Genomic DNA, 15285 nt, shown 5'->3' on the forward strand with positions numbered 1-15285 from the left:
CATGATCAATCACAGGAAACTGGCTGCCCGGGCGCTGCTTGCAGTCGTCTTCTGGCCGTCGTTGTTCTTCTTCTGGTTCCTGGGACCGTTCGTCTTTTTCCTGCTGTCGACAACCTCAAGCGAGGTATGCATGCGGCTGGAAACGCGCGCGGAGTTCCTTGCCGCGGCCAATGGCGCCATCCCCATGCTCATCGCGCAGAATCTCGTCTACGCGGTCCCGATCGTCTGCCTGGTTCTGTGGGACCGCCTGGCGCCGGATCCGGCACGGGCAAGGCACATTGTCACCTGCATCAAGCTTTTTGCCAGCGCGGTGGTCGTAGGCGCGTTGTGGGAGTACGGCTCGTCGTTGACCTGCGACGGCTACGGCCAGGCGTTCTTCTCGCCGGCTTGGCAAATGACGAGCTATCTTCCCATTGTCAGCCTCGTGCTCAACTTGCCGCTCTATGTACTTGCCTTCAGCCTTGGCCGTGCTTTCTCGACACGCGAGGACGTTGCCGAGAATGAAGCAAGCCCACCGGTCTAGTCTTTCTCTGAAGCCATCGAACCGTCTTGCCGTTGGTGGGACAGAACGGCTTCAATCCGGACCGGAAAGGCTTTAGGCTCGCCCGACTCTCATCTTATGGCCGGCTGCCGGCCGCTCGAAACAGGATTTTGCCATGGCAATGGATGCCCACGACATCGAAAAACTGATCAAGGACGGCATTCCGGACGCCAAGGTGACGATCCGCGATCTCGCCGGCGACGGCGACCATTATGCGGCCGAGGTGGTGGCCGAGAGCTTTCGAGGGAAAAGCCGCGTGCAGCAGCACCAGATGGTCTATGACGCGCTGAAAGGAAATATGGGTGGCGTGCTGCACGCACTGGCGCTGCAGACCAGCGTTCCTGACTGAGCCGCACCGGAACAACCGCAACCACGCGGATCAGTGTCGAGAGAACCGCTTGGCCCAACACGGCTCATCCTTTGCGCCATTTCAGCCACGGCACGGCTAACGTCTTGTTTCGAGCAATCGTTGGGTTTATTTGAAGGGATATGTTTCGAGCCTGACTCCCACAGGCGGGAAAGGATTTTCCATGAGCGGTATCAACGACTACATCGACAATGAAGTGAAGGGCAACGACGTCGTCCTTTTCATGAAGGGCACGCCCGGTTTCCCGCAATGCGGATTTTCCGGCCAGGTCGTCCAGATCCTCGACTATATCGGCGCCGACTACAAAGGCGTGAACGTTCTGGACTCGGCTGAACTGCGCCAGGGCATCAAGGAATATTCCAACTGGCCGACGATCCCTCAGCTCTACGTCAAGGGCGAATTCGTCGGCGGCTGCGATATCATCCGCGAGATGTTCCAGGCCGGTGAGTTGCAGACATTCCTCGTCGAGAAGGGCGTCAGCGTCAAAGGCGCCGCCTGATTTCTGTTTGTGCATATTGCCATCCGAAGGTTGATTTTGATTTTCGGGGTCATGCACAAAGGCGCCGGGAGCAGCCCACCTCGGCAATTTTCATGTCCTGAACCCAGGACCAAGACGAGCCAATGCGCCGGCCCGCCGGCGCATTTTCGTTTGAAAGATCGGACTTGCCGTGGACCAGTCAAAACCAGAGCCGCAATCGGCAAGCAAACTGCCCATTCCGCGCTGGGAGTTCATCGCCCTGTGCGCGGCGCTGATGGCGCTGAACTCGCTGGCCATCGATATCATGCTGCCCGCGCTGCAGCAGATCGGCGCCTCGCTCGGCGTCGAAAATGAAAACCACCGGCAGTACGTCATAACGGCCTACATTCTGGGCTTCGGCGGCGGACAGCTGTTCTTCGGGCCGATCTCGGATCGCTTCGGGCGTCGCGCACCGCTGGTCGCCGGGCTGGTGATTTATGTCGCCGCGGCGGCGGCTGCCGCCATTGCGCCAAGCTTTGAAACACTTCTGCTGTGCCGAGCCGTGCAGGGCATCGGTGCAGCCGCCACCCGCGTCATCGCCGTCTCGATCGTGCGCGATACGTTCGACGGCCGGCGCATGGCCGAGGTGATGTCGCTGATCTTCATGGTGTTCATGGCGATACCGGTCATTGCTCCCGGCATCGGCCAGTTCATCATGCTGTTTGCGACCTGGCATTGGATCTTCGTCACCATGGCCGTCGGTGCGCTCCTCGTCTCGGCCTGGTCGCTGCTGCGCCTTCCTGAAACGCTGCATCCCGAACATCGCCGGCCGCTGACCGTGAACTCGATTGTCGGCGGGTTTCGCATCGTGCTCACCAACCGCATTGCGATCTGCTATGCCTTCGCCAGCACCTTCATCTTCGGCGCCATGTTCGGCTTCATCGCTTCGGCGCAGCAGATCTGTGTGGACATCTTCCATGTCGGGGAGATGTTCCCGGTCATCTTCGCCGGGGTTGCGGGCGTGCTCGCCTTCTCCAACTTTCTGAATTCGCGCCTTGTCGGCCGCATCGGCATGCGCCGCCTGTCGCAGAGCGCGTTGCTGCTGTTCCTGGTCATCAGCCTTGCCTGGCTGGTCGTTTCGCTGGAAATGAAGATGCCGCTCTGGCTGTTCATCACCTTCTTTGCCTGTGCCATGCTTCCGTTCGGTGCGCTCGGCGCGAACTTCAACGCGCTGGCCATGGAACCGCTCGGACAACTGGCCGGCACGGCGTCGTCGATCCTCGGTTTCATGCAGACGTTTCTCGGCGGCATTCTCGGCACGTTGATCGGTCAGGCCTTCAACGGCACGGTGACGCCGCTGGCCGCCGGCTTCTGCAGTGTCTCGGTCGCGGCGCTGCTGATGATCTTCATCGCCGAGCGCGGCAAGATGTTCCAGCCACAGAACCCGCCCGTTTCAGGGCACATCACCGACTTGCATTAGGACGCACCTTCAAGAGTTGCCGTGAACCGAGGGGCAAGCATGCGCCCTGCGATTGCTTCACCCATGCTGTCCGAAAAAGGCAATGGCAGAGCGTCATCAAGTGCCCTGAGGATGGATGCCACGAAGGCCCTGCTGCGCTGGGCATCGGTTCCCAGATCGGAATATGTGGCGCGAGGTTTGCCAATCAGTGTGCCGTTGCGGCGAAGCGAGAACCGCAGTGTCAGGGACATGCCCGCGGTTCCGGGTGGCGGTTTCCAGCAGGCTTAGATAGCGTCCGACATCTCCCTTATCGTATCGACGGGATCGGAACTGCGACAGCTGCGCTCTTGCGATCTTGCTTCCTGGGAACTGGCAAACAGAGCGGCGGCAAGAGCCGTGGCGACAAATGCGAACCGAGGTTTCATTCGAGAGCCTCCGGATTTGCGTGAAATTGCACCGCTCCTTCGGCTAACGCAGCAATTAATCCTGTGCCGCCCAGAGTTCGCGGCGCAATTCGTGCCAGCTTTCGCGATCGGGCGCGACAAGCAGGCCGCCGCCGAGATGCGAGGGCAGATAGGTGCTGCCGTCGAAGCGCGCCGCGTGGCCGCCGGCCTCGGCATGGATCAGCACGCCGGCCAGATGATCCCACGGCATCAGCTTGTTGTAGACGACGAAGTGGGCATGGCCGCTCGCCAACAGGCGGTATTCGTGCGCGGCGCAGCGATAGGCGAATTGCGACAGGATCTTCGTCTGGTTGCGCGCCAGCCGCGACCGCTCCGGCTCGGCCATATATTGCCAGGAGACGGAGCCGGTCATCTGCGCGATCGGCGCAGGTGCCGCGACATGCACCTTCTCCAGGCTGCCATGCGCATGCCGGATATGGCTGCCAGCGCCCCTGGCACTGATCAGCCAGTCCTTGCCGACGGGATCGTGGATGATGCCGGCAACCGTCTCGCCCTGGACCACGACCGCCAGCATGACGCCGAACAGCGGCACGCCGGAGGCGAAGTTGAAAGTGCCGTCGACCGGATCGATGACGAAGGCCAGATCGGCATCGCCCAGACCATCGAGCAGTGCCGGATTGTCGGAACAGGCCTCCTCGCCGACGATCATCGCCTGGGGATAGCGCTCGCGCAGCCGCGCGGCGATCAGCCGCTCGGCATTGACGTCGGCTTCGGTCACCAGGTCGGCAGCCGACGTCTTCTGGCGGATGTCGCCCTCACCAAGCCGGCGAAAGCGCGGCATGATCTCGGTCAGCGCCGCCTCGGCCAGAATGCCGGCCAGCCAGTCGATCGCGGTGTCGTCAAATGTCATCGGAAATATCTTGCCTTGTGCTGAGGGTCTCATTGAGCGCAGCGAAGTCGAACAGCTTTCTGTCGAGCAGATGCGATGGCCTGCTGTTCGACAGCGCGCGCAGCATCGTATCCTTGCGGCCCGGCATGCGCTTTTCCAGGTCCTCGAGCATCGCCTTCATGGCGTTGCGCTGAAGACCTTCCTGGCTGCCGCAGAGATCGCAGGGAATGATCGGGAAATGCATGGCGGCGGCGAATTTTTCCAGATCGGCCTCGGCGCAGTAGCTCAATGGCCGCAGCACCATGACGTCGCCCTCGTCGTTGAGCAGTTTTGGCGGCATGGCGGCGAGACGGCCGCCATGGAAGAGATTCATGAAGAAGGTTTCGAGAATGTCCTCGCGATGGTGGCCGAGCACCAGCGCCGAGCACCCCTCCTCGCGCGCAATGCGGTAGAGATGGCCCCGCCTGAGGCGCGAGCAGAGCGAGCAATAGGTGCTGCCCGCAGGAAGCTTGTCGGTGACGACGGAATAGGTGTTCTGATACTCGATCCGGTGGGCAATGCCGTGGCTGTCGAGATAGTCCGGCAGGATATGTTTGGGGAAATTGGGCTGGCCTTGGTCGAGATTGCAGGCCAGAAGATCGACCGGCAAGAGCCCGCGCCATTTAAGGTCGAGCAGCACCGCGAGCAGGCCGTAGGAATCCTTGCCGCCAGACAGGGCAACGAGCCAGCGCTGGCCGGGCGTGACCATCGAGAAATCCTCGATCGCCTGCCGGGTCAGCCGCAGCAGCCGCTTGCGCAATTTGTTGAATTCGACCGAGGACGGCACGTCGGCGAACAGCGGATGGAAGCCGCCTTCGCTGTCGGCGATCGGTTCGATGTCTGGAAGCATGTTCATGGCATGTCGCTTTCAGTGGCCCAGAGCGCCGGATTAGCGGACATGACCGACAAAGAAAAGGCCGCCTCGACAGGCGGCCTTTGCTTGGTATCGCAGAACGCGCTCGTTTAGCGCGAATAGAATTCGACGACCAGGTTCGGTTCCATCTGCACGGCGAACGGAACGTCCGCAAGGCCAGGGATGCGCGAGAAGGTCGCGACCATCTTGTTGTGATCGGCTTCGATGTAGTCCGGCACGTCGCGCTCGGCGAGACCGACCGCTTCCAGAACGATGACCAGCTGCTTGGACTTTTCGCGCACTTCGACGACATCGCCCGGCTTGCAGCGATACGAGCCGATATTGACACGCTTGCCGTTGACGTTGACGTGGCCGTGGTTGACGAACTGACGGGCGGCGAAAATGGTCGGCACGAACTTGGCGCGGTAGACGACCGCGTCGAGACGCGATTCGAGCAGGCCGATCAGGTTCTCCGAGGTGTCGCCCTTGCGGCGGTCAGCCTCTTCATAGACCTTGCGGAACTGCTTTTCCGAAACATCGCCATAGTGACCCTTCAGCTTCTGCTTGGCGCGCAGCTGCAGGCCGAAATCGGAAAGCTTGCCCTTGCGGCGCTGGCCATGCTGGCCAGGACCGTATTCACGCTTGTTGACCGGGGACTTCGGGCGGCCCCAGATATTTTCGCCGAGACGGCGGTCGATCTTGTACTTCGCGGATTCGCGCTTGCTCATCGCATTCCCTTTTCAAAACAATACACCCGGAACCTCATGGTCCGGGTGAAGGAAACGCGCCCTCCTCTGGCCTCCGTTTTCGAGACCTGACAGGGTTTTCCCACGCAACGCGGCGGAAAACCCACGGGACACGTCAGTTCAAACAAGATAGTAGAATTGGATTTCCACGCATCTTGCGCACATAAAGAAAACCACCGGGCATTGCGGCCCGGTGTTGGGGCGCTGATTAAACGGAGATTTAACCGGTGTCAAGCTTGTGGCTGGCGTAGGCCATGGCGACGATATAGCGTCTCTGGGTTGAGTGCAGTGCCGGATGTGGCGGGAGGTTGCGCCAGCGGCATCAGGAAGGGACCGGAGCAGAGGAGCTACATTCGCATGAAGAAATTCTTCCTTACCCTGACAGGAGCCGCTGTGTTGGCGGGATCCATGGCGGTCCTGACACCGGAGCCGGCGGAGGCCAGGCATTGGCAAGGACACCGGCATCACCAGGCTTGCCGCATCGTGATCAAGAAGAAGGTTATCTGGCGGCACGGCCACAAGAAGGTCATACGCTACAAGATCAAGCGCTGCAGCGGGCGCTGGTAGGCTCCTATCCGGTCTCAGGCGGCCGATATCATTTCAAAGCCCGCGGTCTTGGCCGCGGGCTCTTTGATTCCGGATGCTTAACCCTTAGTCTTTCGACTTCTTCTCCGGCAGGCCCTTGCGCTTCGTCTCGGCGAATTCCTCGAGCTGCTTTCGCTCATCGATTCGTACATTCCCTTGGAAGCGCCCTGGAGTTCGCTCTTCTTGGTCTCGCCGCGCTTGGCCGACAGAGCCGCGCCGGCGGCTTTCTGCTGGGCTTTCGAGGTGGCTGGCATGGCTCTTTCTCCCGTTAGAATCTGGAGAAAAACGCAACGACTGCCGTGATGTTCCGCTTCGGAATCACGACATCGCCAGCCCGAAGCCCTGTATTAGGCGACGGGTCGGAAAATCGGCTCTTTTCGATGTGAAGACGGCAAGGTCGGGGCCTTCAGGCAGCATCTCGCCACGACCGCTCGGATCGATGTCGGCGAGAAGCGACAGCGCCCGGCGCGCGATCGCTTCAGCGGGGTCGAGCCAATCGACCGGCCAGGGCGCCGTCTTGCGCATGCGATTGGCCAGAAAGGGGTAGTGTGTGCAGGCGAGCACGACGATATCCGTACGCAGCGCATCATGTTCGACGAAGCACGGCGTAATCTCGGTGCGCACGGCTTCTTCATCGACGAAGCCCTCACGCATGTAGATCTCAGCCAGTCCCGCCAGCCTGTCGCTGCCCACCAGGCGGACATGGCATTTCTGCGCCCATTTGCTGATCAGGTCGCGCGTGTATTGGCGCTTGACGGTGCCAGGCGTCGCCAGCACCGAAACCAGCCCTGAGCGCGTGCGTTCCGCCGCCGGCTTGATCGCAGGCACCATGCCGACGAAAGGATGCTCGGGAAATCTATCGCGCAACGCATCGATCACCAACGTCGAGGCGGTGTTGCAGGCGATGACGGAAATGGCCGGCGCAAAGCGCTCCAGCAGTTTGCCGAACAATTCGAGTATATGCGCCCTCAGCGCCGGCTCTTCCCAAGCGCCGTAGGGAAACGCAGCGTCGTCGGCGACATAGATGAAGCGGCGGTCGGGCATCAGCACGCGTGCCTCGCGCAGCACGGTAAGCCCGCCGATGCCCGAATCGAACATCAGGATCGGCCGCTCAGTCATTGTCGGTTCCTTTTCCGCCAAGCGGCGGTATGTCATCGTCCTTGCCGGTGTCGGCAAAGCGCGCCGCCTCTGCCTTGCGGGCACGCGCGGCGGCCGCGGGCAAGCGCCGCGGATCGTCGCCAGGGGACCCGTCGCCGCGCGGCATCGCCGGAGAAAACCTGTCGAGCGACGAGATGATGCCGCGCAGCACCTTGAGCTCCGGTTCGGCAAAGCCGGGGCGTGTGAGCACCGCGCGCAGATTGTCGACCATTTTCGGCTTCTTCGGCGCCGGCCGGAAATAGCCGCGCGCTTCCAATGCGCCTTCCAGATACGCAAACAGGCCGTGCAATTCTTCCTTGCTTGCCGGCTTCATGTCCGGGCCGGAAAAATTGGTCTTGGTCTCATCTTCCAGGCCGGACTTCATCCATTCATAGGACATCAGCAGCGCGGCCTGGGCGATGTTGAGCGAGGAGAAATCGGGATCGACCGGGAAAGTGACGATCTCGTCGGCCAAGCCGACCTCGTCATTGTAGAGGCCGAAGCGTTCGCGTCCGAACAGGATGCCAGTGCGTTGTCCCATTGCATGATGGGTCCGAAGCATCCTGCCCGCCTCCACCGGCCCGCGCACGGATTTGAAGCCGTCGCGCTGCCTGGCCGTGGTTGCGAAGACAAAATTCAAGTCGGCGAGCGCCGAGGCCAGGTCGTCGAACACTCTCACGGCGTCGATGACATGGTCGGCGCGGCTGGCCGCCGCGCGTGCCTTCTCGCTCGGCCAACCATCACGCGGGTTGACCAGGCGCAGCTCCGACAGACCGAAATTGGCCATGGCGCGCGCGACCATGCCGATGTTCTCGCCAAGCTGCGGCTCGACGAGGATGATCGCCGGGCCGGCGACTGCAATGCTATCGGGATCTTTGATGACGGGCATGATTGTCAATGAACTGCTGTTTGCGGCATTTCAGCGTCCCTGCCATATTCGGCCGGGAAAATGAAGCATTCGCAAATGACGACGGCTCTGGCCTCCAATTCGTGACCGATCGCCGTTTGCGTGGCCAAAAGCGCTTTGATATACGGGCGACATCTCCCGGCCCAACGCCACGCGGGCAAGGCCGTCCCATATCCCAGCAACGAGGCATTCTTTCCATGGCGAAGATCAAGGTGGCGAACCCGGTCGTCGAACTCGACGGCGACGAGATGACCCGCATCATCTGGCAGTTCATCAAGGACAAGCTGATCCACCCTTATCTCGACCTCAAGCTTGAATATTACGACCTCGGCATCGAGCATCGCGACGCCACCAACGACCAGGTGACCATCGATTCGGCCAACGCCATCAAGAAACACGGCGTCGGCGTGAAATGCGCGACGATCACGCCCGACGAACAGCGCGTCGAGGAGTTCAAGCTGAAGAAGATGTGGAAGTCGCCGAACGGCACCATCCGCAACATCCTCGGCGGCACCATCTTCCGCGAGCCGATCATCATGAAGAACGTGCCGCGCCTGGTGCCCGGCTGGACCAAGCCGATCATCGTCGGCCGTCATGCCTTCGGCGACCAGTACCGTGCCACCGATTTCCGCTTTCCCGGCAAGGGCAAGCTGACCATCAAGTTCGTGGGTGAGGACGGCCAGGTGATCGAGCACGATGTGTACGACGCGCCCGGCGCCGGTGTCGCCATGGCCATGTACAATCTCGACGAGTCGATCCGCGAGTTTGCCCGCGCCTCGCTGAACTACGGCCTGCTGCGCAACTATCCGGTCTATCTGTCGACCAAGAACACTATCCTCAAGGCCTATGACGGCCGCTTCAAGGACATCTTCCAGGAGGTCTACGAGGCTGAATTCGAGGCCGAGTTCAAGTCGAAGAAGCTGTGGTACGAGCACCGCCTGATCGACGACATGGTGGCCTCCGCCCTGAAATGGTCGGGCGGCTATGTCTGGGCCTGCAAGAACTATGACGGCGACGTGCAGTCCGACACGGTGGCGCAAGGTTTTGGGTCGCTCGGCCTGATGACCTCGGTGCTGATGACGCCGGACGGCAAGACGGTGGAAGCGGAAGCCGCGCATGGCACCGTCACCCGCCACTATCGCCAGCACCAGAAGGGCGAGGAGACCTCGACCAATTCGATCGCCTCGATCTTCGCCTGGACGCGCGGGCTGGCCCACCGCGCCAAGCTCGACGACAATGCCGAGCTGAGGCGCTTCGCCGAGACGCTGGAAAAAATCTGCATCCAGACCGTCGAGTCCGGCTTCATGACCAAGGACCTGTCGCTCCTGATCGGCCCCGACCAGCCCTGGCTCTCGACCACCGGTTTCCTCGACAAGATCGACGAGAACCTGCAGAAGGCCATGGCCTGACCGGCAATCGGCATGGGCAAGCCCATCGTCTACGGGGCGGACTACAGCGTCTACGTGCGCATCGTCCGCCTCGTGCTCGCGGAAAAAGGCATCGACTATGCGCTTGTCCCGGTCGATGTCTTTGCCGCCGAGGGCATTCCCGCCTGGTATTTCGAGCACCATCCGTTCGGCCGCATCCCGGCCTTCGAGCATGACGGATTTCGGCTCTTCGAGACGAGCGCGATCACGCGCTATGTCGACGAGGTTTTTGAAGGACCGGCCCTCCAGCCGGCGGATCCTCGCGGCCGCGCACGGATGAACCAGATCATCGGTATGCTCGACGCCTATGCCTACAGGTCGATGGTCTGGGATGTCGCCGTCGAGCGGCTGGAGAAGGATGCGCCCGATGAGAGGCTGATCGCCAGAGGGCTTTCGCAGGCGAGCAAAGCGCTGCAGACGCTCTCTTCGCTGAAAGCGCCGGGCTCGTGGTTGCTGGGCGATCGGCTGACACTGGCCGATCTGCATGCGGTGCCGATCATCGGTTATTTCGTCAAGGTCGCTGAGGGGCAAAAGCTGCTGGCCGAGTTTGCCGAGATCCAGGCCTGGTGGGATCGCGTTGCAAAACTCCCACGCTTTGCCAACCGGCTGACATAAGGCTTGGGCGCGTCCATGGATGATCTTTCTCACCAGGACGCACTCACGGTCGCCAGAATAGTCCGAGTGAACCACGCCGGCGAATTCGGGGCGATCCGAATCTATTCGGCGCAGATTCTTGTCGCCAAGCGCTTTTGGCCAGATTGCGTGCCGTCCTTGTCGGAGATGCTTGGGCACGAGCGCAATCACTGTGCCGCCTTCCGTGCCGCCATGCCGTTGCGGCAGTCGCGACCGTGCCGGGTGATGCAATTCTGGAGCTGGGGCGGCTGGCTGCTGGGTTTTCTGACCGCCCTGCTCGGACCGCAAGGCATCTGGGCCTGCACCGCAGCGGTCGAAGCGGCGGTGCATCGCCATCTCGACGATCAGCTGTTTTTCCTCGCCGAACGCGATGGCGAACTGCACGGCATCATCCTGGCGATCCGCGAGGAAGAGCTTGCCCATCTCCATCACGCCGAGGAGCAGCTGAAATCGCCTGGACCGCTGCTCAACCTTTTGCGGTCGACGATCTCGGTCGCCACGGACAGCCTGATCTGGCTGTCCACCTGGGGCGATTCCAGCAGAATGACGCATGCGTTGAAAGCGGCAAAGCGTCCCTGATGAACGCTAGGCTGCTTCCAGCGCAGCCCTTACCGCGGCGATCGCGTCGGCCGCCTTGGAAGCATCCGGTCCACCGGCCTGGGCCATATCGGGCCGACCGCCGCCGCCCTGCCCGCCCAATGCGGCGGAGGCCAGGCGCACCAGATCGACAGCGCTGAAGCGGCTCAGCAGATCGTCGGTGACGGCGACGACGACGCTTGCCTTGTTGTCCTCGCCAGCGCCGACGAAGACGACGACGCCGGAACCGAGCGAGGTCTTGCCGGCGTCCGCCAGCGGCTTCAAATCCTTCGGTGAGACACCGGAGACCGCCTTGCCGAGGAAGCCGACACCGGCGACCGTCTCATTGGCGGCTGGAGCATCGGCTGACGATCCCCCACCCAGCGCCAGCTTCTTGCGCGCCTCGGTCAATTCCTTCTCGAGCTTCTTGCGCTCTTCGAGCAGCGTCTCGACGCGCGCCGGCACATCGGCCGGCGAAATCTTGAGCACGGCCGCCGTCGCCTTCAAACGCCGGTCCTGCTCGTCGAGATGTTTGCGCGCGGCTTCGCCGGTCAGCGCCTCGATGCGGCGCACGCCGGCGGCGACCGCGCTGTCCGACACGACACGCACCAGGCCGATATCGCCGGTCGCCCGGACATGCGTGCCACCGCAGAGCTCGACCGAATAGGGCCGGTTGGCCTTGGCGCCGTGCACACCGGTGCCCATGGACACGACGCGCACTTCGTCACCGTACTTCTCGCCGAACAGCGCCATGGCGCCTTCGGCAATGGCATCGTCGACCGACATCAGGCGCGTGGACACCGGGCCGTTCTGCACGACGATCTCGTTGGCCATGCGCTCGACCTCTTCGAGATCCTCCGATGAAATGGGCTTGTTGTGCGAGATGTCGAAGCGCAGGCGCTCGGGCGCGACCAGCGAGCCCTTCTGCGCGACATGGCTGCCCAGCACCTCGCGCAGCGCCTCATGGATCAGATGCGTCGCGGAATGGTTGGCGCGCAGCCTCGAGCGTCTGGCATGGTCGACCTTCAGCTCGACGGCGGCACCGGTCTTGACCGTGCCGCTGGCAACCTTGCCGACATGCACGAACAGCCCGTCGGCCTTCTTCTGCGTATCCGAAACCTCGATCGAGAACCCCTCGCCGGAGATGACACCGGTGTCGCCCATCTGGCCGCCGGACTCGGCATAGAACGGCGTCTGGTTGACGACGATCGCCACCGCGTCGCCCTTGCCGGCGCTGTCGACGGTCTTGCCGTCCCTGACCAGCGCCTGGATGATGCCTTCGGCAGCTTCAGTCTCATATCCGAGGAACTCGGTGGCGCCGGCCTTCTCGCGCACGGAGAACCAGATGGTCTCGGTGGCCGCGTCGCCGGAGCCGGCCCAGTGCTTGCGCGCCTCGGCCTTCTGCTGCTCCATCGCATTGGTGAAGCCGGCAAGATCGACAGAGATGCTGCGCTGGCGCAGCGCGTCCTGCGTCAGATCGAGCGGGAAGCCATAGGTGTCGTAGAGCTTGAAGGCCGTCTCGCCATCCAGCATGTCGCCGGCATGAAGCGTTTCGGTCGCCTCCGAAAGCAGGCCGAGGCCGCGCACCAGCGTTTTGCGAAACCTGGTCTCCTCGAGCTTCAGCGTCTCGGTGATCAACTGTTCGCCGCGCAGCAGTTCCGGATAGGCCTGACCCATTTCGCGCACCAGCGCCGGCACCAGCTTCCACATCAGCGGTTCGTTGGCACCGAGCAACTGCGCATGACGCATGGCGCGGCGCATGATGCGACGCAGGACATAGCCACGGCCTTCGTTCGAAGGCAGCACGCCATCGGCGACCAGGAAGGAGGACGAGCGCAGATGATCGGCAATGACCCGGTAGGACGCGACAGTCTCCTTGTCGGGACCATGCCCGATCGCGGACGAGGCCGCGTCGATCAGGTGACGGAACAGATCGGTCTCGAAGACGCTTTCCACCCCTTGCAGGATGGACGCCATGCGCTCCAGGCCCATGCCGGTGTCGATCGAGGGGCGCGGCAGGTCGATCCGCTCCTCCTTCGTCACCTGTTCATACTGCATGAACACCAGGTTCCAGAATTCCAGGAAACGGTCGCCATCTTCCTCCGGGCTGCCGGGAGGACCACCCCAGATGTGCTCGCCGCGGTCGATGAAGATCTCCGAGCACGGCCCGCAGGGTCCGGTATCGCCCATCGCCCAGAAATTGTCCGATGTCGCGATGCGAATGATGCGGTCGTCGGAAAACCCGGCGATCTTCTTCCAGAAACCGGCCGCCTCGTCGTCCGTGTGATAGACGGTGACCAGCAGCTTGTCCTTGTTCAGCCCGAACTCCCTGGTGATCAGGTTCCAGGCAAGCTCGATGGCGCGCTCCTTGAAATAGTCGCCGAAGGAGAAATTGCCGAGCATCTCGAAGAAGGTCAGATGGCGTGCCGTGTAGCCGACATTGTCGAGATCGTTGTGCTTGCCGCCGGCGCGCACGCTCTTCTGGGCTGTCGACGCGCGCGAATAGGGCCGCTTCTCCAAACCGGTGAAGACATTCTTGAACTGCACCATGCCGGCGTTGGTGAACATCAGTGTCGGATCGTTGCGCGGCACCAGCGGGCTCGACGCGACGATCTCGTGACCCTCCTTGCGGAAGTAGTCGAGAAATGTCGACCGGATCTCGTTCACGCCACTCATGAATGCTGCCTTTTCGGAAGAGCCGCCGGCAAACCGGCGGAAATGGGCTCTGCGTTTTTAGAAGATTAGGACTTGGCCTTTTAGCCGCCGCGCCTCACCCTGTCCAGAAACACGGAATTGGTCCAATCCACGGCCTTTGCCGGCCGTTCGAACCGGCCTGTTTTCGCTGCCGAAACGCAAAACCGCCGGCACTGGGCCGGCGGTTTCGAAACGCAATAACGCGGAACTCAATTACCTAAGCCTGAGATAATAGAACGCGATTATGGCCGAACTCCGGCCGGCATCGCGCACGAAGCTGTTACATGGCGCCGGATTCTTCCTCGAAACCGTCGTCTTCGCCGCGCTCAGGGCCGCCATTCTCGAGGAATTTCTCGGCGATCAGCCCGGCATTCTGCCTGATCGACAACTCGATCTCGCGTGCCGTGTCGGGATTGTCACGCAGGAACAGCTTGGCATTTTCGCGGCCCTGGCCGAGACGCTGCGAATTATAAGAAAACCAGGCGCCAGACTTCTCGACAATACCGGCCTTGACCCCGAGATCGACCAGTTCGCCGGTTTTGGACACGCCCTCACCAAACATGATGTCGAATTCGACCACCTTGAAGGGCGGCGCCAGCTTGTTCTTGACCACCTTGACGCGGGTCTGGTTGCCGACAACCTCGTCGCGGTCCTTGATCGAGCCGATGCGGCGGATGTCAAGACGCACCGAAGCGTAGAATTTCAGCGCGTTGCCGCCCGTCGTGGTCTCGGGCGAACCAAACATGACGCCGATCTTCATGCGGATCTGGTTGATGAAGATGACCATGGTGTTGGAGCGCGAGATCGACGCGGTCAGCTTGCGCAGCGCCTGGCTCATCAAGCGGGCCTGCAGGCCCGGCAGCGAATCGCCCATCTCACCTTCAATTTCGGCGCGTGGCGTCAGCGCCGCGACCGAATCGACCACCAGCACGTCGATGGCGCCGGAGCGCACCAGCGTGTCGCAGATTTCCAGCGCCTGCTCACCGGTGTCGGGCTGCGAGATCAGGAGGTTTTCGAGATCAACGCCAAGCTTGCGGGCATAGACCGGATCGAGCGCATGCTCGGCATCGACGAAGGCGCAGATGCCGCCCTTCTTCTGGGCTTCCGCAACGGTGTGCAGCGCCAACGTCGTCTTGCCCGAGCTTTCCGGCCCGTAGATCTCGATGATGCGGCCGCGCGGCAAGCCACCAACACCAAGCGCGATGTCTAGGCCAAGCGAGCCGGTCGGCACCGTTTCAATCTCGACGACCTGATCGTTGGCGCCGAGCCGCATGATCGAGCCCTTGCCGAAAGCCCGCTCGATTTGCGACAGCGCCGCATCTAGAGCCTTTGATTTGTCCACTGCCTTGTCCTCTACCAGCCGCAAAGAATTCTGAGCCATGATACATCACCCCTTGGTCGTCAATGAAGGCCGGACAATCCGTAATCCCTGCCTATTTGTACCTTTTTTGTTCTCATTTGGCAAGAGGGGTCAAATATCTGAAAAACAAACAATATCCGGATTTGTTCTTTTTTTGTCCAAGGATTCGATCAGGGATGCACCACACGTTGGGCCAGACGGCTCGGTTGTT

15 protein-coding genes and 2 pseudogenes are annotated in these 15285 nt (G+C 61.8%); 8 read left to right on the forward strand and 9 right to left on the reverse strand.

Features of this window, described 5'->3' with window-relative positions:
- Nucleotide 1 precedes the first annotated feature (1 nt).
- The 4 genes from NKI66_RS09950 (at nucleotide 2) to NKI66_RS09965 (ending at nucleotide 2845) form a co-directional block, all read left to right on the forward strand.
- A complete protein-coding gene (locus NKI66_RS09950) occupies nucleotides 2-523 on the forward strand; it encodes a hypothetical protein (RefSeq protein WP_031212939.1) in 522 nt (173 codons plus the stop codon).
- A gap of 133 nt (nucleotides 524-656) precedes the next feature.
- Nucleotides 657-890 carry a BolA/IbaG family iron-sulfur metabolism protein gene (locus tag NKI66_RS09955; RefSeq protein ID WP_010909092.1) on the forward strand — a complete coding sequence of 78 codons (234 nt, stop codon included), beginning with the start codon at nucleotides 657-659 and terminating at the stop codon, nucleotides 888-890.
- Nucleotides 891-1071: 181 nt separating this feature from the next.
- Nucleotides 1072-1407: a Grx4 family monothiol glutaredoxin gene (gene grxD / locus NKI66_RS09960; RefSeq protein WP_006332883.1), complete on the forward strand. Its 336-nt coding sequence runs from the start codon at nucleotides 1072-1074 to the stop codon at nucleotides 1405-1407.
- A gap of 253 nt (nucleotides 1408-1660) precedes the next feature.
- Nucleotides 1661-2845, forward strand: a complete 1185-nt coding sequence (locus tag NKI66_RS09965) for a multidrug effflux MFS transporter (protein ID WP_502900936.1) — start codon at nucleotides 1661-1663, stop codon at nucleotides 2843-2845.
- Here the strand turns inward: NKI66_RS09965 and NKI66_RS09970 are convergent.
- The 4 genes and pseudogenes from NKI66_RS09970 to rpsD form a co-directional block, all read right to left on the reverse strand.
- Nucleotides 2842-3096 (reverse strand): annotated as a pseudogene (locus NKI66_RS09970) (UCP034077 family protein); the annotation flags it as partial. The gene NKI66_RS09965 and the pseudogene NKI66_RS09970 sit on opposite strands and share 4 nt — an antisense overlap.
- Before the next feature lie 208 nt (nucleotides 3097-3304).
- The gene (locus tag NKI66_RS09975; protein WP_352610568.1) at nucleotides 3305-4138 is read right to left on the reverse strand and encodes an inositol monophosphatase family protein; all 834 of its coding nucleotides are present in this window, start codon (nucleotides 4136-4138) and stop codon (nucleotides 3305-3307) included.
- Entirely contained in the window at nucleotides 4128-5012 is an 885-nt protein-coding gene (gene ttcA / locus NKI66_RS09980; RefSeq protein ID WP_352720352.1) for a tRNA 2-thiocytidine(32) synthetase TtcA, read from the reverse strand. The genes NKI66_RS09975 and ttcA overlap by 11 nt, the downstream gene beginning before the upstream one ends.
- 107 nt (nucleotides 5013-5119) lie before the next feature.
- Nucleotides 5120-5737: a 30S ribosomal protein S4 gene (rpsD, locus tag NKI66_RS09985; RefSeq protein ID WP_023759539.1), complete on the reverse strand. Its 618-nt coding sequence runs from the start codon at nucleotides 5735-5737 to the stop codon at nucleotides 5120-5122.
- A 375-nt stretch (nucleotides 5738-6112) separates the two neighbouring features.
- Here rpsD and NKI66_RS09990 point away from each other — a divergent pair, with 375 nt between their 5' ends.
- The gene (locus NKI66_RS09990) at nucleotides 6113-6322 is read left to right on the forward strand and encodes a hypothetical protein (RefSeq protein ID WP_023810329.1); all 210 of its coding nucleotides are present in this window, start codon (nucleotides 6113-6115) and stop codon (nucleotides 6320-6322) included.
- 84 nt (nucleotides 6323-6406) lie between these two features.
- Here the strand turns inward: NKI66_RS09990 and NKI66_RS09995 are convergent.
- From NKI66_RS09995 to NKI66_RS10005, 3 genes and pseudogenes are all read right to left on the reverse strand, one after another.
- Nucleotides 6407-6594: pseudogene (locus NKI66_RS09995) on the reverse strand (DUF3008 family protein).
- 64 nt (nucleotides 6595-6658) lie between these two features.
- Complete coding sequence (murI, locus tag NKI66_RS10000; RefSeq protein WP_023810327.1) at nucleotides 6659-7459, reverse strand: glutamate racemase; 801 nt, start codon at nucleotides 7457-7459, stop codon at nucleotides 6659-6661.
- Nucleotides 7452-8366, reverse strand: a complete 915-nt coding sequence (locus tag NKI66_RS10005; protein WP_128303273.1) for an RNA methyltransferase — start codon at nucleotides 8364-8366, stop codon at nucleotides 7452-7454. Before NKI66_RS10005 ends, murI begins: the two co-directional genes overlap by 8 nt.
- A gap of 215 nt (nucleotides 8367-8581) precedes the next feature.
- On the opposite strand from NKI66_RS10005, the gene NKI66_RS10010 reads away from it, so the two are divergent.
- The 3 genes from NKI66_RS10010 to NKI66_RS10020 are packed head-to-tail and all read left to right on the forward strand — an operon-like array spanning nucleotide 8582 to nucleotide 11023.
- Nucleotides 8582-9793 carry an NADP-dependent isocitrate dehydrogenase gene (locus NKI66_RS10010; RefSeq protein WP_352751536.1) on the forward strand — a complete coding sequence of 404 codons (1212 nt, stop codon included), beginning with the start codon at nucleotides 8582-8584 and terminating at the stop codon, nucleotides 9791-9793.
- Nucleotides 9794-9805: 12 nt separating this feature from the next.
- Entirely contained in the window at nucleotides 9806-10426 is a 621-nt protein-coding gene (locus NKI66_RS10015; protein ID WP_352751538.1) for a glutathione S-transferase family protein, read from the forward strand.
- Nucleotides 10427-10441: 15 nt separating this feature from the next.
- Complete coding sequence (locus NKI66_RS10020) at nucleotides 10442-11023, forward strand: demethoxyubiquinone hydroxylase family protein (RefSeq protein WP_352751540.1); 582 nt, start codon at nucleotides 10442-10444, stop codon at nucleotides 11021-11023.
- A 6-nt stretch (nucleotides 11024-11029) separates the two neighbouring features.
- Here the strand turns inward: NKI66_RS10020 and alaS are convergent, their stop codons facing one another.
- Both alaS and recA read right to left on the reverse strand, forming a co-directional pair.
- Complete coding sequence (gene alaS, locus NKI66_RS10025) at nucleotides 11030-13696, reverse strand: alanine--tRNA ligase (RefSeq protein ID WP_352751542.1); 2667 nt, start codon at nucleotides 13694-13696, stop codon at nucleotides 11030-11032.
- A 298-nt stretch (nucleotides 13697-13994) separates the two neighbouring features.
- Entirely contained in the window at nucleotides 13995-15095 is a 1101-nt protein-coding gene (gene recA, locus NKI66_RS10030) for a recombinase RecA (protein ID WP_023810321.1), read from the reverse strand.
- Nucleotides 15096-15285 lie beyond the last annotated feature (190 nt).

It is taken from the genome of Mesorhizobium sp. M0518 (assembly GCF_040321125.1).
In the GTDB taxonomy this organism is placed as follows: domain Bacteria; phylum Pseudomonadota; class Alphaproteobacteria; order Rhizobiales; family Rhizobiaceae; genus Mesorhizobium.